Consider the following 20,858-nt stretch of genomic DNA (forward strand, 5'->3'; position numbering starts at 1 on the left):
AAATATATTTCATAATCAAGGCGCGAAGCGCACATTTTTCGATGAATATGTCAATGGTTTTTGACAAAAAAGTGGGGGTTTTTAATAAAAAGGAATCTAGAAGCGTTGAATTTACTGGCTTAGAGATTCCGAGAGAATATAATACTAATAGGAGGGAAAATAATAAAAAAGGCTGAAGAAAAGAATAAGGGAAATAAAAAAACTAATAACCGTTTACTTAATTCAGATTTAGAAATGAAAAACTTACAGTTGAACAAGCAGAGGACATGTTAAAGCAAGATGGATATCCAATAGATTCAAACTATGCTCAGTTATTAAAAAATATAGCTTATCATTTGGCAGTGAAGTATATGCAACACTATTTTCAACTGCACACGAAGATAAAACAGAGGAGAAATTAAACAAAAAAAGCCTCCGATGGTTATTATGAATATGAGCATAAAGAAATGGATTTACATAATAATGACGTAGGAAGACAATGTGTCTATTGGTATGAGATAAGGCCAGTACTATCAGATAACACAGTTAAAAGTAGAGTACTAGCAAGATTAACAAATAAATCATCAGATATAATTTAGTTACATAATTAAACAATAAGACAGTAAGCATGATAATATATCGTACTTACTGTCTTATATGTGCGTTCATAAGGAGGTAAGGGGTATGAAAAAGTTTATTATTATTTTAGGTATAGTGATTATTTTTTTATTTATTAGTGCATTTTTATATATGAATAGTAGAAATGATGTTGATTTTAGAATAGTAGACATGGGTAATGAAAGTATTACACAAAATGAATGGATAAGAGATAAAAAAGATAATTATATTTATATTCACATTTCAAAAAATGAAAGATCAGGACTATATAGTATTATAGTTCTATTTAATAAAAATTATAAAAAAAATCTATATGTTACTACTGAGGTAGATGCAAATATGGATCAGGGAGTATTAACCATTAACTTTGATGATACATTGGCGGCAGATGATATTTATGTTAATGATAGATTTGCAATTCAATTTACTCTCAGATCAGAACCTAAAGAAATTAATGTTTATCATAATAATGAAAAGCAAGATGTTATTATGAAAAAATAATTTTTTAGTATCACTTATTAATTATTTAGATAAGTCTTAAGAAATAGTAAATATTTAAGAAGTAAAGTACTGATTAGTACATAACAATAATCTACCTTAATTGGTAGGCTTTATTTTTGCATAAAAAAAGCGATAGTTCTAAGGGCATACTATCGCTTTTTTGAATCTATCCGAAATTCTAATAACTATATAAAATTATACACCATATATTTTGCATTAGTCAAATATTCCACAAATTTATATAACTAAAGCAATAAAATGCATAATTTTACAGGAGTGATACAGTATGGTTGATATTAAAGAATTAATACTTAACTTAAAGAAGAAAAAGCAGAAAGAAAAATATTAGTCAAACTAACTTTGCCAGAATGGCAGGAATATCTAAAACAACTCTTAGTTATATAGAACAGGGTAAAACCGATCAAAAATATTCTACACTGGAGAAAATTAGTAACGCTTTGAATGTTAAAATTGTTATAATTGAGTGAAAATCTTAGACAATAGTTCAGTGCACTGAACCAACATTCAGAAACCTATAGACCTATTTTTGTGGTAAAATATACCTAACAGCGTTATTTAATAATGCCTAAGAAGTCGGGACTAAACTTAATACATGGTAATATAAACGTGGGAGGTTGGCTACCTTGTATTAATAAATAATAATATAATCGAGTAGGAGGAATATCAATTAATGATATTCCTCCTACTCTGTGGGAAGTGGAAAAAGGTTAAATGGTTTTTGGCAAATATCCCACTATTTTCCCACCTAAATAATAAATACAATTTGTGTACTTTAAATAAAAACTAGTAATAGAATGGTGTTTGCAAAAGCGTAAACCCTTATCCAAAATACCTATCAAGCAATCCCTTAAACGCCATACCATGTCTAGCTTCGTCTTTGCACATTTCATGAACTGTATCATGAATAGCATCATAGCCTAATTTTTTAGCTTTTGTTGCAATATCTTTTTTACCAGCACAAGCACCATGTTCAGCATCCACTCTCATTTGAAGATTAGTTTTAGTATCAGATGTCACAACTTCACCTAATAATTCAGCAAACTTTGCCGCATGTTCTGCTTCTTCCCAAGCAATACGCTTATATGCTTCAGCAACTTCAGGATAACCTTCTCTATCTGCTTGTCTAGCCATAGCAAGATACATACCAACTTCAGTACATTCTCCTGTAAAATTCATTTTAAGACCTTCTAAGATCTCTGGGTCAACATCTTTAGCTACTCCAATTCTATGTTCATCAGCCCAAGTCATTTCTGTATCATCTTGTTCTACAAACTTACTAGCTGGTGCCTTACATTGTGGACATTTCTCTGGTGCACTATCTCCTTCGTGAACATAACCGCATATTGTACAAACATATTTTTTCATATCTAATATCCTCCTTGAAGTTTATATTAATAATAATTGTTAATGGATAATTATTATCTTATGGTAATATTATAACATAAAAAAAATGGTTGTCAATATAAAATAAAATAAATTTGAATATTTTTTTGTAGTACGGGCAATATAATTTTGTGAGTAATCTTTACTCACAAATACTTGTAAGTGAATATTTACCATTTAACATCATTATTTTTGACAGAAGTCTAAAAGAAAGGTGTGGTTAGGGTGAAAGGACATTTATAAGTAATATATGATAGAGACTAGTAGCCATTAGGTTACTAGTCTTTTGACTATGTAAATTTTAAAATTTTAAGATACTTAATTGACTATTATGGTCAATAGATATATAATTATATTGAACATGTTAAAGGTTTTTATGATATATAGGAGAGGTAATTATGTATGAAGCATTTAATAAAATTAAGAAAGAAAAACAAGATAAAATAATAAATAGTGCTATGGAAGAATTTAGTAAATATGGATATGAAAAGGCATCTACTAATAATATTGTATCCAATGCTAGTATTTCAAAAGGATTATTATTTCATTATTTTAGTAATAAACAAGGATTATTTAACTTCTTAATAAATTATAGTTTTGAAGTAATGATTAAGGAAATAAATGAAAAAGTTAATTGGGAAGAAATGGACATTTTTGAACGTTTGAAGGAAATTTTTATGATAAAGATGAAAGTATCTAGGAAATATCCACGTCTTTTCCATTTTTTCAATATTATATTAGAATACAAGAGTGTTGATGAAATAATGAAAGAAGAGAGAGTGAGTAATCTATTATCTAAAATCTATTATCAAGATATTGATTATACTAAATTCAAGAAAGATATTGATCCAGTAAAAGCTCTCAATATTATTAAATGGACTTTTGAGAAATATGGTGATGAAAATCTAAAAAAATTCCAAACAGAAGGATTAATAGACTTTGACAAAATATCAATAGAAATAGATGAATACATTGATATTCTTAGATTAGCATTTTATAGATAGTTTTTTAGATTACCTCAACTTTTAATAAAAAACAGACATGTGTCGTTTATAAGTCGTTATCTGTATTATATAATTAATTTAAATAGATGTAAAATAATAATATAGTATATAATAAGGAGGATTTAATTATGATAAGCAGAGTAATATGGATAATTTTAGACAGCGTAGGTATGGGTGAATTACCAGATGCAGATAAATTCGGTGACATAGGAAGTAATACTATAGGTAATATTGCAAAACAACTAAAATTAGACGTGCCTAATATGAGAAAACTTGGACTAGCAAATATAGAAGGAATGGTTAATTTAGAAAAAGTAGAAGAGCCAGAAGGTGTTTATGGTAGGATAGGTGAATTATCTAACGGAAAAGATACAACTATAGGTCATTGGGAAATGGTTGGCATTTATTCTCCTATAGCGTTTCCAACTTATCCAGATGGATTTCCTGGGGAAATCACTGATAAATTTGAAGGGTATGTAGGTAAAAAAATATTAGGTAATAAACCTGCTTCAGGAACTGCCATACTGGAGGAGTTAGGTAAAGAGCATATGGAAACAGGACGTCCTATAGTTTATACTTCAGCAGATAGTGTTTTTCAAATCGCAGCACATGAAGATATAATACCTATAGAAAAATTGTATGATATGTGTAGAGAGGCTAGAAAAATATTATCTAATGAACATGCTGTTGCAAGAGTAATAGCTAGACCTTTTCTAGGTGAACCAGGATCATTTTATAGAACTGCTAATAGAAGAGACTTTTCTTTGGTACCACCAAAAGATACTTTACTTGACATTCTACAACAGAGCGGTAAAGATGTTATAGGAGTGGGTAAAATAGAAGATATCTTTTCAGGTAAAGGCATAACAGAAGCTATCCATACTAAAGATAATATGGATGGTGTGGATAGAACCATTGAATATATGAACAAGGATAATAAAGGGCTAATATTTACTAACTTAGTTGAGTTTGATTCTAAATGGGGACATAGAAATAATGTAGAGGGGTATGCAAAAGGTTTGGAAGAGTTTGATATGAGACTTCCAGAGATTATTAAAAATATGAAAGATACAGATGTCTTAATGATTAATGCTGACCATGGCTGTGATCCAACAACACCAAGTACAGATCATTCTAGAGAATATGTACCTTTCTTGGCTTATGGAAAAGAACTTAAGAATAATGCAGATTTAAAAACTAGAAAAACATTTTCAGATATTGGACAGACGATAGCAGAAATTTTAGATGTAAAACAACTTGACATAGGTGAAAGTTTTTTAAATGATATTAAAAATTGTTAATTCATTAAATATTAACTGCTACATTATGAACCAATTTTCGTCATAGAAGGGATGATGTAATCATGAGAATGTATGATATAATAGAAAAGAAAAAATTAGGTAGGGTGCTTTCAGAGGATGAGATAGAATACTTTGTTAATGGTTATACAGAGGGGAAAATACCAGATTATCAAGTATCCGCACTTTTGATGGCTATATATTTTAGAGGTATGAACGAGCAAGAAACATCAGTATTGACACTTGCTATGGCTAAAAGTGGTGAGATGCTAGACTTATCTGAGATTGATGGTATAAAAGTTGATAAACACAGTACAGGTGGAGTAGGAGATAAAACTACTTTGGTTATTGCGCCAATGGTAGCTGCATTAGGAATTCCAGTCGCTAAGATGTCAGGTAGAGGTCTAGGTCATACAGGTGGAACCATTGATAAGCTTGAAGCATTTGATGGATTTAGTACAAAAGTTGAAAAAGACACTTTTGTTAATAATGTAAATCAAATTAAGATAGCAATAGCTGGTCAGACAGCTAACTTAGCTCCTGCTGATAAAAAATTATATGCACTTAGAGATGTAACTGCAACAGTTGATAGTATTTCACTGATTGCTAGTAGTATTATGAGTAAAAAAATTGCATCTGGTGCAACTGCTATTGTTTTGGATGTTAAAACTGGTAGCGGTGCATTTATGAAAAAAGAAGAAGATGCTTTTGAACTTGCTAAGGAAATGGTGAATATAGGTACAGGATTAGATAGAGACGTAGCAGCTATTATATCCGATATGGATCAACCATTAGGAAGAGCGGTCGGTAATAGCTTGGAAGTCATAGAAGCCATAGAAACATTAAGAGGTAATGGGCCAAAGGATTTACTTGAATTATGCTTAACACTGGGTAGTTTCATGGTTAGAGCTGCAGGAAAGACCAAAACAGCACAAGAAGGAAGAAAATTACTGGAACAGACAATCAGTAGTGGCACAGCTATTAAAAAATTAAAAGAATTGGTTCATGCACAAGGTGGAAATGAAGATTTTGTTGATAATACAGAATTATTTACAAAAGCTAGTATAATAGAGCCAATAAACGCAGCTAGATCAGGATATGTTAGTCATATTGAAGCAAATGAGATTGGCGTAGCCTCTATGATTCTTGGTGGTGGACGAGAAACAAAGGAAAGTATTATTGATCTTAGTGTTGGTATAGTTATTGAGAAAAAAGTAGGAGATAAAGTTTCAGAAGGCGATATTTTAGCATATATACACGGAAACGACCAACAAAAAATTAAACTTGCAAAAGAAAAAGCTTTGACTGCATATGAGTTTTCAGATGGAAAACCAAAAGAGACTAAATTTATTAAGGGAATAATTACCAAAGATGGAATAATTACCAGTTAGAAAAAAGGTATAAATTTCTTCTAAAAGCTTACTCTAATAGTAAGATATTGAATTATATATAGAGCAGTTCCTTTAGTAAAAGATTATGTGAGTATAAGGAGTGAGCAATAAATGAAGAAAAAAATATTTTGTTATTTACTTTCTCTAGCTTTATTTATAGGAGGTACATGTAATGTATCTGTACATGCTGAGAAAGAACCAAAAGATAAGTTAGAGTTAACAGCAAAATCAGCTATATTAATGGAACCAACAACAGGTAAAGTATTATACGAGAAAAATGCCCACGAAAGATTAAGACCTGCAAGTATAACCAAAATTATGACATTACTATTGATGTATGAAGCTCTTGAGAATGGTAAAATAGGATGGGATGATGAGGTAGTTGTAAGTGAACATGCTTCTAGCTTCGGGGGATCTACTATTTTCTTGGAAACTAATGAAGTTCAGCCAGTAAAAGAGTTAGCAAAAGGTATCGCTGTTGCTTCTGGTAACGATGCAGCAGTAGCTATGGCAGAGCATATAGCCGGAACAGAGGGCGAATTTGTTAATATGATGAATGCCAAAGCCAAAGAATTAGGTATGAAAGATACTAATTTTGTTAATGCATGTGGACTTGATGCAGATGGTCATTTGACTAGTGCAATAGATATAGCAATAATGTCAAAAGAACTTACAACTAAATATCCACAGGTATATGATTTAACTAAAATATGGATGGATAAGATAGTTCATCAGAGAAAAGATGGAGAAGAAATAAGTGAATTAACAAGTACCAACAAATTATTGAAATGGTATCCAGAATATGCTACTGGTTTGAAGACAGGTTCTACAAGTTTAGCTAAATATTGTTTATCAGGAACTGCTAACAAAGATGGTTTGAATTTGATAGCTGTAGTGATGGCAACCCCTAATCATAAAGAACGTTTTAGAGAAGTAATGAAGATGTTAGATTATGGATTTGCAAATTGCAAAATGTATAAGGACGCCATAAAAGACAAAACATTAGCTAATGTTCCAGTAAAAAAAGGAACGCTTGATAGCATTGACTGTGTTGGAGCGGAAGATTTCAGTTGTATTTTAGATAGTAAAGAGCAGCAAGAGATAACTAATGATGTTGAAGTAGAAGAATTTGTTGAAGCTCCTATTGCTACAGGTGATAAAATAGGGGAAATAGTGTATAAATGTGGTGAAAAAGAAGTAGGTAGAGTTGACCTAGTAGCAGCTAACGAAGTTCCTAAAGCTACATTGAAGTTTTATCTAGGTAAAATTCTGAAAATGTTTTTTCAATAAGATTCTAGCAATATTTCAAAAAAGGCTTTTCATAATATATTCAATCATATTATGAAAAGCCTTTTTGGCTTTATTTTTTAATTACTTCAATCAATCTAACTTCATTTAGCCTAATTGAACTTTCAAGGTGTAAGGAATCTTTAGTATAAATATTATTAACGCTAATTCTCATATTTTCTTTGCTTCTTAGAAAATTCATATCTTCTTTATTAATTTCTATTGGCGAACCCATATTTAACCATTCGCTAAAGATACAGCCATTCTCTTGATTTAACAGATAAGTTCTAACTTTATAATTACCTTCTGTTAATTTTAGATTAACATAAACAATGGTAGAAATGCTACTTGATGTTTTTTTGGAAAAAAAATTATAATTAAGGTCTTTGCTGTAATTAAACTTATTACCTATTTCTTGATTGTAATAATATAGGAGTATATAATATCTATCATGATTTTTAACAACAATATAATACTCTCCCTGATCTAGTATATTACCTTTTACTTTATCTAACAAATAATACGTATTGTAAATTGGCTTTTTAAGACCATTATAAGTCAATAGACTATCTTTTCCATTGAATATGTTAGAATTAATCATAGGGTCAATAAGTGGTACAATCAAGTTAGCGCTCTTATATATATTTAAATGATTATATACGAAATAATTAGAAATAAAACATGTATCATATAGTTCATTTACAGTTCTATTTTGATATATATATGTATGGATATGTCTGCTTTTTAGCCATTTTACAATCTCATTAATTGTCTTAGAATTTTTCCAATAGTATTTATCATTAATCTCAATAGTTATAAAATCAAGCTTAGAAAAATTATAATTGTCTAAAATATTGTCAGCTGTGAAATATTTGTTTAAATTAATTAAAATACCTATCTTAAGATCTTTATAATTGTTTATCAACTTTTTAATAACATTATTATAAAGATTGATAAACTTATCATAATAAGCTGATACACAACTTATCTCTAGTTTCCAACTACTCACTTGATATATTCCAAATTTTGCTAGGCAGTGATTAATAAAAGCTTCTACAATAATATTCCATTGCTTTAGAGTGAAAAACTTTTCATTATAAGAGAGTCTTATAAAAGGTCTTACCCTAGCATTAATTAGTAGTTCTAATAAATTATCAATATAAAACCAATTCAAACTTTTATCATCATTCATGAAGTTTATTGTTTTGTCAAAAATATTTCCGAATCTAATATAATCAATATGAAGTTCATTAGTTATAGCTTCAAGACTATTTTTAAGTATAGTATCCATACCATTATTATGGGTATTGATTTGAAGTATGTTTTCTTTATGAAGGGTATCTATACTTTTATTAAGCATATTAACAGTAAGATAATATACTTGATTAAGGTTCCCCGATAAAAAATCTTTTGCAAGAAGTTGGATATAATTATGTAATATGGTTCTGCTATTAAAGGTGACAGATGTATTTTTTTTCTTAGGGGATATATCTGATAAATATTTTTTCCTAAAAGAACTAGGAGTTTCCGTATAAGTTTCTTTAAATAATTTTGTATAAGATTTAACACTAGAAAAACCATGTTCTAGTGCTATATCAATAATCATCTTGTTTGAATTAAGTAAATCATTCATAGATTTATTAAGCCTAAAAAGATTAAGATACTTATTAAACCCAATACCAACCCTGTTTTTGAAAAACTTGGATAGATAATGAATGCTTATGTATTCCTGTTCAGCAATCTGTGATAGTGTAAGTTTTTTATTATAATTCTTATTTATATTTTCAATAATTGATATTAATCTTTGCTGTGACCTGTCATTATGGTTTTTGTCATTAATCATAGTTTTCTTGAAATTCCTTAGTAATAATTCAACTAGAGCTAAAGATTGTTTCAGAAGTTTTATCTGATATGTATTTTCTTTATTTAATCTATACCACATCATGATGACTAAATTTTCTTTTATAGTGTTATAGGTGTTGGAATCCTTATTTAACATAGTCGAATTCATATGAAAAACAATTTCTGTAAAACCTTGATAATATTTTTGATAGAAATAGGGATCTAGTTGAAACACCAAGATTATTATATCGTCTCCTAAAGGAGTGATTTCATGCATCTCATAACTATTTATTAGAATAATATTGTCTTGATGAACCATATAACTAGAATCTCTTATTTTAACACGTACAGAGCCTTTTAGGATAAAAAGAATTTCTATTTCTTTATGCCAATTCATAGGGTATACACGTTTGCTTTCATGTAAAAAAATACTAAAAGGTAAATTACCGCTATGCTTAATAATCTCAAATTTCGTATTCATAATTAATCACCTTCTTTATTAAATATATTAAATAATCATTTGACTAAATATTATGAACTCATATTTATAAATTTTTTGTAAATTAAAGTTCAAAAATAGTACCTTATAATAATAAAAAAATCATCTTTAATTATTGATATAATCAATATATAACAACTATTTCTTAACTTAATAATCTTACCTTAATAGTATCTTTATCTTACTAAAAAGTCAATAATATATAGTGCAAAAAAAGCACATTATAGGGTATAATAATTGACATATGAATTATTGCTATTAAAAGTTGACAAAAAAAGGTTATCATTTAACCAAAAGGAGCACCGAGAAAAAAGGTCAATGGTGTTAATCTATAGACATAAAATATGAAAGGAAATGGTATCTAATATGGAAAGCAAATTAAGGATATTAGTAATAAATCCAGGGTCAACTTCTACAAAGATTGCAGTATTTGATAATGAGCAACAATTATTTGAAGAAACACTTAGACACTCTACAAAAGAACTTGAAGTATTTGATACAATATTAGACCAATATACATTCCGTAAAGATGCAATAATAAGTGCTCTCGAAGAAAGACAGATAGAATTATCTAGTTTAAGTACTATTGTAGGTAGGGGTGGAATTCTTAAGCCTATCGAAGGGGGTACATATCTATTGGAAGATATGTTGATTGAAGCTCTAAGAGATGGTGCTATAGAAAAAGGTCATGCATGTAATTTAGCAGGTCTTATTGCTTATGATATTGCTAAAGAGCTAGACATAAAAGCATATATGGTTGATCCACCTTGTGTAGATGAGATGGACGATGTTGCAAGAATTACAGGGTTAGAAGGTACTAGTAGAATTAGTATGTTCCATGCCCTTAATCAAAAGGCCGTTGCTAGAAGGGCTGCAAAAAAAGTAGGAAAGAGATATGAAGAGTGTAATTTTATTATAGCTCATGTAGGTGGAGGTATATCTGTTGGTGCCCATAAGAGAGGAAGGGTAATAGATGTTAATAACGCACTAGATGGAGATGGACCATTTTCACCAGAACGATCAGGTGAATTACCTACAGGTGATTTAGTTGATTTATGTTTCACAGGAAAATATACAAAACAGCAAATTAAAAAGATGTTAGCTGGTAAGGGTGGTATCGTTAGTTATCTTGGTGTAAATGATGTTAGAGTTGTTCAAGAGATGATCGAAAAAGGTAATGAAAAAGCAATTCTTATATATGAAGCAATGGTATACCAAGTTGCAAAAGCCATAGGAGCAATGGCTACTGTTTTAATGGGTGATTATGATAGGATAATTCTAACTGGTGGTATTGCATATTCAAAGATGTTCAGTGAAAAATTAAGGAAGAGAATTAATTTTTTGGGTGAATTTGAGGTTTTTCCAGGTGAAGATGAATTAATAGCATTAGCTGAAGGCGGACTTCGTATACTTACAGGTGAAGAAAAAGCAAAATTATTCAAATAAGCTATTGAATATTTGCAATAATCTATGTAAAATATAAAAATCAGTATAAAAAAGGGATTGATTGGATGGTTAGTAAATTTGAAGATATAATGAAGTTAGCCAAAACGAAAGAACCAAAAGTACTTTCGGTTGCTGTAGCCCAAGATATAGACGTTTTAATTTCTGTGAAAATGGCAATTGAAGAAGGAATAATTAAGGCTATTCTTGTAGGGGACAAAGAAGAGATACTTAAGATTGCAAAACAAATAGATTTTCATATTGACCATGTAGAGATAATTGATGAAAAAGATAAAGTAGAAGCATGTAATATCGCTGTGAAAAAGGTAACAGATAAAGAAGCAGATATGGTTATGAAAGGTATCATTGATACTGCTGTTATTTTAAAAGCCGTTTTGAATAAAGAAGCTAATCTAAGAACGGGTAGAGTATTAAGCCATGTTGGTGTTATGGATATACCTGGTTATGACAGGGTTTTATTAATATCTGACGCAGCAATGAATATTGTACCAGACCTAATGACTAAGAAGCAGATAATTGATAATTCTGTTATTGTAGCTAGGAGTATAGGTATTGATATACCTAAGGTTGCTATGTTATGTGCAAAAGAAAAAGTTAATCCCAAAATGCAAGCTACGGTTGATGCAAAAGAACTTGAAGAAATGAATAAAAGAGGGGAGATATATAATTGTATAGTAGGTGGCCCTCTAGCTCTAGATAATGCAGTATCATTAGAAGCAGCTAATCATAAAAAGATTGATAGTCCAGTTGCTGGAAAAGCAGATATTTTGATAGTACCTTCTATTGAAGCGGGTAATGTACTATATAAATCACTAGTTTTCTTAGCCAATGCTAAAGCGGCAGGTATTATAGTAGGTGCAAAAGTACCAATTGTTGTAACATCAAGAGCCGATACTAAAATATCAAAAGTTAATTCCATTGCTTTAGCTATGTTAATGACTTCTAATTAGTACATTCACAATTTATTGGTGAGAAAGTATGTTAACATATTAAAGAAATATTTACCAAACTAATAATATGTGATATAATGTCATTGAGAGGGTAGTCAAAGAGTCGGCAGTATTGACCGTATTATTCTGTAAATCGTAAAGCATATGAAAATATGTGACACAAAGCTATAGGGTCTAAGGCTTAATAATGAGCTATGACAGCCAGTTGCCAGAGAAAGACTTTGATTACCTAGTAGTCAAATCTTTTCTCGAACCGGCAAATTCAGTGAAAGCTGAAGACGCAAAACTAAAGGGCCTAAGTCAAAAATGATATGGTAGCCAGTTACCGAAAGAAGAGTTTTATTACTTTTCTTTCCCACGAATAATGGCAAACCTATCGTGAGGTAGGGACGCAAAACTATAGGGTCTTCATATATGAAGATAGCCAGATGCCGAAGGGAGAGTTACAACTGAAAAAAATAGTATTAACTTTTATAGTTACATTAATTTTTGTAGCATTAGCTGGGACAACTACTTTTGCTAAGAGTGAAATTATAAAGGTCAATACTGATAGCGGCACAGTAAGTATCAATTATGATACTACTAATTATTCTGAATTAAAAGTTGTCGTGAAGAAGGGTTCAGATAAATATATCTATAACCTTAATTCTTCAAATGAAGAGCTACCATTACAAATGGGCAATGGTGAGTATACTGTAGGAATATATGAAAGAACTGATGGTAACAAATACAAATTGTTAACGTCTAGTAAAGTACATAATGATACATCTAATAATACAGTATTCTTAGCAAGTGTTCAAAATGTACATTGGACAAGCGATTCAAAAGCAGCTATTCTAGCTAAAGAATTAACTAAAGATACCAAGACTGACACAGAAAAAATAGAAGTTATATATAATTACATAATAGATAATGTTAAATATGATGCTGAAAAAGCAAAGAATGTTAGTAGCAGATATTTACCTTCAACTAATGAAACGTTAACTAATAAAAAAGGTATATGCTACGATTATGCTTCTTTATTTGCAGTTATGCTTAGAAGCCTTAACATTCCTACGAAGCTTGTTCATGGCGATAGTAATTTCACTTCTGTCTATCATGCTTGGAATGAAGTGTTAGTTGATGACAATTGGATAGTTGTAGACACTACCATTGATGCAGCATATAAATCAGAAGGTGTAGAAGTTTCTTATGAAAAAGACCCCTCAGATTATAATGCTAAAAAGGTATTTTAATAACGAATAATATTTGCTCCCCTCTCATATTTCCATACATTTCATTATTCATAATGTATTATAAGTTCTAATCTGATAATTTGATTAATCATAATATCTAAATTCACTGTAGTTCATAAAAAAAATAACAACCCAATAATAATCTAGGATAAATCAAAGATTTTTCAAGTATTGCTTGAAATTATAACCAATTATTAGTACAATATCTTATAGAATAAAAAATGAGGTGTAAGACATGGAAGTAATAAAATTATTAATAGAAATAGTAATTAGTTTTGTCTGTGCAGTAATTGTAGTATGTGTTCATGAATATCCTAGAATTATTTGTTACAAGTATTTAGTTCATCCATTATATAAGAATGAAACCAAAGTTTCATTTAATCCATTAAAATATATGGATCCATTTGGAATAATCTCATTTGTTTTTTTAGGTGCTGGATGGCAAAAACCTTTTAGTTTTAATACTGGTAGATTGAGAGATAAGAAAAAAGGTCTTATATCCATAACATTAATTGGTATATTATCTAATTTGTTATTAATGGCAGTTTTAATACCTATTTTTGTTTCAACGTTTAGGCAGAATTATTATGTAACTAAGTTTTTATTTATGCTAATTCTATTTAACTTAGCTATAGTTATTGTGAATTTATTACCTGTACCACCATTTGATATGGTTAAAATAATTCAAGCCCTTAATCCACATGCATACTTCAAATTTGTTCAATACGAGAAAGTTATTCAAGCTTTGTTTATTTTATTCTTGGCTTCTGGATTTATTAGTACTCTAGTAAATATTATTATCAATAGTATTTTTAGTACTATGATAGTTACTGGGGTATAAGAAATTAAGAAAGGATTTTTTGATTGAGTATTCCTGTTAAATTAGAAGTATTTGAAGGACCACTAGACTTATTATTACATTTAATAGACAAAAATAAATTAAATATATATGATATACCTATTGTTATAATAACTGATCAGTTTTTAGAATATATCAAGAAGTTAGAAGAAAAAAACATGGAAATTATGAGCGAATTTATTGAAATGGCAGCTACTTTAATAAACATTAAGTCGAAAATGCTGTTACCAATAGAAGACGAAGAGGAAGATGAAACAGATCCTAGAGAAGAACTGATGTATAAACTTATTGAATATAAGAAATTTAAATATATTAGAGATAAATTGAAAATAAGACAAATTGATGCCAAAAAGGTTGTTTTCAAAGAACCTACAATACCAATAGAAGTTCTTAACTATGAGGAAAAAGTAGATGCTAGTAAGATACTATCAGATATTGACTTTTCTATGATTTATAATATATTCCAATCTGTTATGAAAAAGCAACATAAAAAAATAGATACTATAAGAAGTGATTTTGGTGATATTATAAGAGAAGAATATACTGTAAACGATAAAATAGATTATATAATTAATTTATCAAATCAGTACGAAACCATAAGTTTCAGAGATATTCTCGAAACTCAAATATCCAAAGTTGAAATAATTGTTACATTTCTTGCAGTATTGGAATTAATAAAAATGGGTAAGATATCAATCGTACAAAGGGAACTATTTGATGATATCATTATAGAGTATACTAATCTGAATAATGGTAGTATAATATGATTAATCCTGAAGCCTAAATAACATAGAATATTTAGGATTTGGGATATATTTATGTAGTTTGATTATTATAGAATTAAAAGTCTGAACAGAGGGGAATAATGATGCAGTTATTTAAAATTGAAGCTATTATTGAATCTATATTATTTACTATGGGAGAAGCTGTTGAACTTGATAAGATAGCTGATGTTATAGAACAAGATAAAAACACAACTAAAAAGATAATGAATAATCTTATAGATAAATATGATAGTCCTGATAGAGGCATAACAATTACCCAGATTGATAATGCATATCAGATGTGTACCAAAACAGAATACTATGATTATATAAGAAAAGTTAATAATAAAGCTAAGAATTATGTATTGACAGATGTATTACTTGAAACTTTGTCAATAATTGCATATAAGCAACCAATTACTAAAGCAGAAGTTGAAAAAATAAGAGGTGTAAGTTCTGTACATTGTATAAATAAACTAATAGATTATAATCTAGTATGTGAAAAAGGCAGAATGGATGCACCGGGTAGACCTATAATTTTTGGAACAACTCAGGACTTCTTAAGAAATTTTGGATTTCAATCCTTAAAAGAATTACCGCTGATAGAAGAAGAAAAACTATCAACTATTCAGATTGAAGCACAAGAAGAAGTGCAAAAAGAATTTAAAATAGAAGAGGAATAAAAATTTGGAATAAATTAATCATATTTCTTATAAATTATTATAAGGAATTCTATAAGAAAGATGATTAAGATGAAGAAAATAATTAGTACAATAATATACATATTCATGATTGCTATAATGTTAACCTGCAATATTGCTTCTGCAAAAGATTGCAATGATGAACCAAAAAAATTATATGCATACTCTGCTTTGTTAATGGATAAAAAAACAGGAAGAGTATTATGGGAGAAAAAAGGTTTTGAAGAAAGAGCTATGGCAAGTACAACTAAGATTATGACTTGTATAATAGCTCTTGAGTCATGCGAACTTGACGAAATAGTAAAGGTGAGCAAAGAAGCATCAAAAGCCCCTAAGGTAAAATTATATATTAGACCAGATGAGGAATATTATCTGGGAGATTTGTTACATGCTTTAATGTTGATTTCGTCTAATGATGTAGCTGTTGCAATAGCGGAGCATGTAGCAGGTTCTACTGAAGAATTTTGCAAATTGATGACTAAGAAGGCTAAGCAGATTGGTGCTATAAATACATGTTACAAAACGCCTAATGGTCTTGATGCAGATGGTCACTATACTACGGCATATGATTTAGCCCTTATAACAAGATATGCTCTTAATAATGAGACTTTTATGAAGCTTATTAATACACCATCTATAAGCTTTTGTGAAATAAAAGAAGGTAGAAACTTCAATATATCTAACAAAAATGCTTTTTTAAAGATGTTTGACGGAGCTAATGGAGTAAAGACAGGCTACACTTCAAAAGCTGGTTATTGTTTTGTAGGTTCTGCTAAAAGAGGAGAACTAGAATTAATATCTGTGGTTTTAGCATCAGGTTGGCCTAATAATAGAACTTATCGATGGAACGATACTACAAAAATCATGAATTATGGATTTAATAATTATAAAACCAAAACAGTATTGACTAGTAATAAACATGTGTGCCAAGTTGGAGTAAAAAAAGGTATTGGAGAAGCTATAGATGTATTAACATCACAAGATGTTGATATAACGTTGTCCAAAAATGAAAAAGTATATATACTATATAATGTTAATCCTAATATAATAGCTCCAGTTGAAATTGGGGAAAATGTAGGTAACGCAGAAATATATGTTGATGGTAAACATTACCTTTCAGTACCACTCATAACCAATACAGAAATTAAAAAGATTACTTATAAACACATATTCAATAAAGTACTTGAAAGATTTCTATTGTTTTCATGTAACTAATAAATTTATATCTTTATGATTAATATGATTAGGAAGGGAAAATAAATGGTAATTAGATTACAAAAATATTTGGCTGATGCAGGTATTGCCTCTAGAAGAAAATGTGAAAGTTATATAATTGAAGGTAAAGTATCGGTTAATGGAAGAGTTGTTAAAGAACTTGGAAGCAAAATAGATTCTGATAAAGATATAGTAAAATATAATGGAAGAATTGTTAAAAATAACTCTAACTTAATATATATTATGTTAAATAAACCTACTGGTTATATAACTAGTGTTTCAGATGAAAAAGGAAGAAAGACAGTAATGGATCTCATAGATATTAATATCAGAGTATATCCTATTGGTAGACTTGATTATAATACCAGTGGGTTATTACTTCTTACTAATGATGGTGATTTAACTTATAAATTGACTCATCCAAAACATGAAGTTGAGAAAAAATATATAGTAACTGTTAAAGGTGTGCCTTCAGAAGAAAAACTCAATGAATTAAGAAAGGGAACTGATTTGGGAGTTTATAAGACATCTCATTCCCAAATAAGCGTTCTTCAAAGCAGAATAGACAAAACAAAATTAAAAGTAGTAATTCATGAAGGTAAGAATCGACAGGTTCGGAAAATGTTTGAACATATAGGTTGTCCAGTAATAAAACTTCAAAGAGTAGCTATTGGAAAACTAAAAATTAAAGGTTTATCTCAGGGTAAATATAGACATCTAAGTAAAGATGAACTTAATTATATTAAAAATTTATAAGATTTATATATCCCCCAAAGAAAATAAGATAAAACTGTTTTATTATGCTCTTTGGGGTTTAATATGTTGGTATTTAAAGGAGGTGATTTACATGTTTGAACCTAAAATCACTGACACTGTGCAAAAAATTATAAAAGCATATATCAATGAGGGAGATACAGTTATAGATGCTACTATTGGAAACGGTTATGATACAGTTTTTTTAGCTGAGCAGGTAGGTAATAATGGACAAGTCTATGGCTTTGATATTCAAGATATTGCAATAAGGTCAACAAAAGAAAAATTAGATGAAAAAAAATTGTTAAATAGGGTAACACTAATAAAGGACTCTCATGAATGTATCAAAAACTATATTAAGAGTTCAGTAAAAGTTGCTATGTTCAATTTAGGTTATCTTCCAAGTGGAGATAAAGAAATAATTACTAAACCTAAGTCCACTATAAATGCTATAGAAAATACACTTTATTTATTAGAAAAAAATGGTCTGGTTTCAATTATTTCTTATTATGGACATAAAGGCGGTATGTTAGAAAAAAATGAAGTAAATAAATATTTAGGAGAATTAAATAATAAGCAATATGACGTAATATCTATTGCTTATGAAAATAGGAAAATGAATGCCCCTATTATTTATTTAGTAAGGAAAAAATAGTTGCTTATTTCGTGAAATATACTTGATATTTGCAACGAATTAATGTAAAATGATACTTGGTGAAGATTGCATTGTTTTACATAAACATAAAAATGGAGGGTTAATGCATGAGTATTCAAAACATGATCAATGAACTCACTAACCGTCGAAATGTTATTGAAACAGGTAGAGAAGAAGCAATTAGCAAGATACATGCTGATTCTAAATTGACGGCTAGAGAAAGAATTGAAGAACTACTTGACACTAATAGCTTTGTTGAGATTGGTGCGTTCGTAAAGCACCGTACAACTGATTTTAATTTAAGTGTTAAGGATACTCCAGCTGATGGCGTTGTAACTGGTTATGGTACTGTTGAAGGAAGATTAGTATACGTATATAGCCAAGACGTAACAGTACTTGGTGGTGCATTAGGTGAAATGCATGCTAAGAAAATATGTGCTGTTTACGATATGGCTATGAAAATGGGTGCTCCAATAATTGCGTTACTTGATTCAGCAGGAGTTAGACTTCAAGAATCTACAGATGCACTTGATGGGTTCGGACAAATTTTCTTGAAGCAGACGCTAGCATCAGGAGTTGTACCACAAATTACAGCTGTTCTTGGTACATGTGGAGGAGGAGCTACAATTATTCCTTCTTTATCAGATTTCACATTTATGACTAATAAGGCTACTAGTTTATTTGTTAATAGTCCTAATTCTTTAGATAGTAAAACTGAGACATTAGAAACTATGGCAAGTGCTGATTTCCATTCTAAAGAAACCGGCATTGTTGATTTTGTATGCGAAGATGAAAGAGATTTATTAGCCAAGTTAAGAAATTTTGTTAACTTATTACCTTCAAATAATTTTGAAGAAGCTCCAATATTTGATACAAACGATGATCTTAATAGGGTATCAAACGAATTAAATGAAATTGCTTCAGAAGATTTAACTGCAGGAATTGATATGAAACTAGTTATTTCTCAGATTGCTGATAATAATATGTTCGTTGAAACTAAAGCAAACTATGCAGTGTCAATGTTAACAGGCTTTATTAGATTAAATGGACAAACTGTAGGAGTATTAGCAAATCAAAGCGTAGGAAATGATGGTTTACTTACTTCTTCCGCTTGTGAAAAAGGAACTAAATTTATTGGATTTTGTGATTCTTTTAACATTCCAGTTGTAACTTTAACTGATGTTGCTGGATACAATGCTACAGTAGCAGAAGAAAAGATAGGAATCTCAAAATTAGTATCAAAATTACTTTGTGCTTTTGCAAGTGCAACAGTTCCAAAAGTAAATATTGTTGTAGGCAGAGGTTATGGAACTGCTTATGTTGCTATGAATAGTAAACATATAGGTGCAGATTTTGTATACGCTTGGCCAAATAGTAAAGTATCTATGATGAATGCAGATTCAGCTGTTAGAATAATGTATGCTGATGAGTTAAGTAAAACTAGTATCTCTACTGAAGATATTAACAATAAAACTGCAGAATATGAAGAACTTCAAGCTAGTCCATATGCTGCAGCAAGTAGAGGATATGTTGATGATATTATTGAACCAGCTGCTACAAGAAAGCGTGTTATAGTTGCATTAGAAATGCTATATAGCAAGAGAGAATCAAGACCTGAAAAAAAACATGTAACTGTTTAAATGAGGTGAATTTAATATGAGTAACTTATCTGAAGGTGTAATTGCACTTATAAGTGGAATGGGAATAGTATTTGCAGTACTTATACTGATTGCTGTAATTATATGGGCATTCAAGTTCATTAAACAACCAGGTAAAAAAGAAGTTGTAGTTAAAGAACCACTTCCTGTTAAAGCACCTGTAGAAGTGGAAGAAGAACCAGATGACTTAGAATTAGTCGCTGTTATTACTGCTGCTATTGCAGCATCTCTTAATACTACAACTGATAAATTGCAAGTAAAATCTTTTAGAAAAATAGGTTCAAATAGATCAAGATGGTAGTTTAGAGATAATAATTTTAAATGAAAACTTTTGTTAAAAATTGTTAGCAAATATTTGATAGGAGGATTTATCATGAGAAATTTTCAAGTTACTGTTAATGGTAATACATACGAAGTTGCTGTAGAGGAATTAGGAAACGGACAAATTGCAACTCCTGTAGTATCAGCACCAACAGCAGTACCTAATAAAGCAGCAGCGCCTGCAAAGAAACCAGCCGCAGCATCAGCTCCAGCAGGAGCGACTAAAGTAACTGCTCCAATGCAAGGTAAAATAGTAGATGTTAAAGTATCAGGTGGACAACAAGTTCAAGCAGGTGATGTACTTGCTATACTTGAAGCTATGAAGATGGAAAATGAAGTCGTAGCTCCAACAGCTGGTACAGTTGCTTCAGTAAATGTTTCAGCAGGACAAAGCGTTGAGACAGGAGATTTAATCGTATCTCTAAACTAAGAATTAAACATAGTAGGGAGGTAACAAGGT

The 20,858-nt window shown here is 29.8% G+C and carries 20 protein-coding genes, 1 pseudogene and 3 riboswitches; of the genes and pseudogenes, 19 read left to right on the top strand and 2 right to left on the bottom strand.

Annotation, left to right across the window (positions count from 1 at the left end):
* Nucleotides 1-446 precede the first annotated feature (446 nt).
* The 3 genes and pseudogenes from N4A55_RS13370 to N4A55_RS17075 form a co-directional block, all read left to right on the top strand.
* Nucleotides 447-578 (top strand): hypothetical protein, encoded by a 132-nt coding sequence (locus tag N4A55_RS13370; RefSeq protein ID WP_293757234.1) that lies wholly within the window; start codon nucleotides 447-449, stop codon nucleotides 576-578.
* Between the two features lie 85 nt (nucleotides 579-663).
* Entirely contained in the window at nucleotides 664-1,098 is a 435-nt protein-coding gene (locus N4A55_RS13375; protein ID WP_293757236.1) for a hypothetical protein, read from the top strand.
* A 335-nt stretch (nucleotides 1,099-1,433) separates the two neighbouring features.
* Nucleotides 1,434-1,586, top strand: a pseudogene (locus N4A55_RS17075) (helix-turn-helix domain-containing protein); the annotation flags it as partial.
* A 352-nt stretch (nucleotides 1,587-1,938) separates the two neighbouring features.
* Here the strand turns inward: N4A55_RS17075 and N4A55_RS13380 are convergent.
* On the bottom strand, nucleotides 1,939-2,484 hold the full coding sequence (locus N4A55_RS13380; protein ID WP_293757238.1) for an NADH peroxidase: 546 nt from the start codon (nucleotides 2,482-2,484) through the stop codon (nucleotides 1,939-1,941).
* Nucleotides 2,485-2,900: 416 nt separating this feature from the next.
* Here N4A55_RS13380 and N4A55_RS13385 point away from each other — a divergent pair, with 416 nt between their 5' ends.
* The 4 genes from N4A55_RS13385 to N4A55_RS13400 all read left to right on the top strand — a co-directional run bounded on the left by N4A55_RS13385 (nucleotide 2,901) and on the right by N4A55_RS13400 (nucleotide 7,485).
* A complete protein-coding gene (locus tag N4A55_RS13385) occupies nucleotides 2,901-3,506 on the top strand; it encodes a TetR/AcrR family transcriptional regulator (RefSeq protein ID WP_293757240.1) in 606 nt (201 codons plus the stop codon).
* A 131-nt stretch (nucleotides 3,507-3,637) separates the two neighbouring features.
* Nucleotides 3,638-4,807, top strand: a complete 1,170-nt coding sequence (locus tag N4A55_RS13390) for a phosphopentomutase (protein WP_443083838.1) — start codon at nucleotides 3,638-3,640, stop codon at nucleotides 4,805-4,807.
* A gap of 62 nt (nucleotides 4,808-4,869) precedes the next feature.
* Nucleotides 4,870-6,195 (top strand): pyrimidine-nucleoside phosphorylase, encoded by a 1,326-nt coding sequence (locus N4A55_RS13395; RefSeq protein ID WP_293757244.1) that lies wholly within the window; start codon nucleotides 4,870-4,872, stop codon nucleotides 6,193-6,195.
* 111 nt (nucleotides 6,196-6,306) lie between these two features.
* Entirely contained in the window at nucleotides 6,307-7,485 is a 1,179-nt protein-coding gene (locus N4A55_RS13400; RefSeq protein WP_293757246.1) for a D-alanyl-D-alanine carboxypeptidase family protein, read from the top strand.
* 70 nt (nucleotides 7,486-7,555) lie between these two features.
* Here N4A55_RS13400 and N4A55_RS13405 read toward each other — a convergent pair whose 3' ends face one another.
* Complete coding sequence (locus tag N4A55_RS13405) at nucleotides 7,556-9,805, bottom strand: helix-turn-helix domain-containing protein (RefSeq protein WP_293757248.1); 2,250 nt, start codon at nucleotides 9,803-9,805, stop codon at nucleotides 7,556-7,558.
* Between the two features lie 384 nt (nucleotides 9,806-10,189).
* Between N4A55_RS13405 and buk the strand changes: the two genes are divergently transcribed.
* From buk to N4A55_RS13465, 12 genes are all read left to right on the top strand, one after another.
* Entirely contained in the window at nucleotides 10,190-11,269 is a 1,080-nt protein-coding gene (buk, locus tag N4A55_RS13410) for a butyrate kinase (protein WP_293757249.1), read from the top strand.
* A gap of 65 nt (nucleotides 11,270-11,334) precedes the next feature.
* Nucleotides 11,335-12,237 carry a phosphate butyryltransferase gene (locus N4A55_RS13415; protein WP_293757251.1) on the top strand — a complete coding sequence of 301 codons (903 nt, stop codon included), beginning with the start codon at nucleotides 11,335-11,337 and terminating at the stop codon, nucleotides 12,235-12,237.
* A 124-nt stretch (nucleotides 12,238-12,361) separates the two neighbouring features.
* Nucleotides 12,362-12,450, top strand: a riboswitch (cyclic di-GMP riboswitch).
* Between the two features lie 32 nt (nucleotides 12,451-12,482).
* A riboswitch (cyclic di-GMP riboswitch) is annotated at nucleotides 12,483-12,567 on the top strand.
* A 26-nt stretch (nucleotides 12,568-12,593) separates the two neighbouring features.
* Nucleotides 12,594-12,673, top strand: a riboswitch (cyclic di-GMP riboswitch).
* The gene (locus N4A55_RS13420; RefSeq protein WP_293757253.1) at nucleotides 12,666-13,472 is read left to right on the top strand and encodes a transglutaminase-like domain-containing protein; all 807 of its coding nucleotides are present in this window, start codon (nucleotides 12,666-12,668) and stop codon (nucleotides 13,470-13,472) included. (Overlaps the previous riboswitch by 8 nt.)
* A gap of 235 nt (nucleotides 13,473-13,707) precedes the next feature.
* A complete protein-coding gene (locus tag N4A55_RS13425) occupies nucleotides 13,708-14,313 on the top strand; it encodes a site-2 protease family protein (RefSeq protein ID WP_293757255.1) in 606 nt (201 codons plus the stop codon).
* 23 nt (nucleotides 14,314-14,336) lie between these two features.
* Nucleotides 14,337-15,098, top strand: a complete 762-nt coding sequence (locus N4A55_RS13430; protein ID WP_293757257.1) for a segregation and condensation protein A — start codon at nucleotides 14,337-14,339, stop codon at nucleotides 15,096-15,098.
* 101 nt (nucleotides 15,099-15,199) lie between these two features.
* A complete protein-coding gene (gene scpB, locus N4A55_RS13435; protein WP_293757259.1) occupies nucleotides 15,200-15,778 on the top strand; it encodes an SMC-Scp complex subunit ScpB in 579 nt (192 codons plus the stop codon).
* A gap of 69 nt (nucleotides 15,779-15,847) precedes the next feature.
* On the top strand, nucleotides 15,848-17,011 hold the full coding sequence (locus tag N4A55_RS13440; RefSeq protein WP_293757261.1) for a D-alanyl-D-alanine carboxypeptidase family protein: 1,164 nt from the start codon (nucleotides 15,848-15,850) through the stop codon (nucleotides 17,009-17,011).
* A gap of 45 nt (nucleotides 17,012-17,056) precedes the next feature.
* Nucleotides 17,057-17,767: a pseudouridine synthase gene (locus tag N4A55_RS13445; protein ID WP_293757263.1), complete on the top strand. Its 711-nt coding sequence runs from the start codon at nucleotides 17,057-17,059 to the stop codon at nucleotides 17,765-17,767.
* 91 nt (nucleotides 17,768-17,858) lie between these two features.
* A complete protein-coding gene (locus N4A55_RS13450; protein ID WP_293757265.1) occupies nucleotides 17,859-18,419 on the top strand; it encodes a class I SAM-dependent methyltransferase in 561 nt (186 codons plus the stop codon).
* A 188-nt stretch (nucleotides 18,420-18,607) separates the two neighbouring features.
* Nucleotides 18,608-20,059 (top strand): acyl-CoA carboxylase subunit beta, encoded by a 1,452-nt coding sequence (locus N4A55_RS13455; RefSeq protein ID WP_293757584.1) that lies wholly within the window; start codon nucleotides 18,608-18,610, stop codon nucleotides 20,057-20,059.
* A gap of 16 nt (nucleotides 20,060-20,075) precedes the next feature.
* Nucleotides 20,076-20,378 carry an OadG family protein gene (locus N4A55_RS13460; protein ID WP_293757267.1) on the top strand — a complete coding sequence of 101 codons (303 nt, stop codon included), beginning with the start codon at nucleotides 20,076-20,078 and terminating at the stop codon, nucleotides 20,376-20,378.
* A 72-nt stretch (nucleotides 20,379-20,450) separates the two neighbouring features.
* Nucleotides 20,451-20,828 carry a biotin/lipoyl-containing protein gene (locus tag N4A55_RS13465; protein ID WP_293757269.1) on the top strand — a complete coding sequence of 126 codons (378 nt, stop codon included), beginning with the start codon at nucleotides 20,451-20,453 and terminating at the stop codon, nucleotides 20,826-20,828.
* Nucleotides 20,829-20,858 lie beyond the last annotated feature (30 nt).

Origin of the sequence: Vallitalea sp. (assembly GCF_025211055.1) — a bacterium.
In the GTDB taxonomy this organism is placed as follows: domain Bacteria; phylum Bacillota; class Clostridia; order Lachnospirales; family Vallitaleaceae; genus Vallitalea.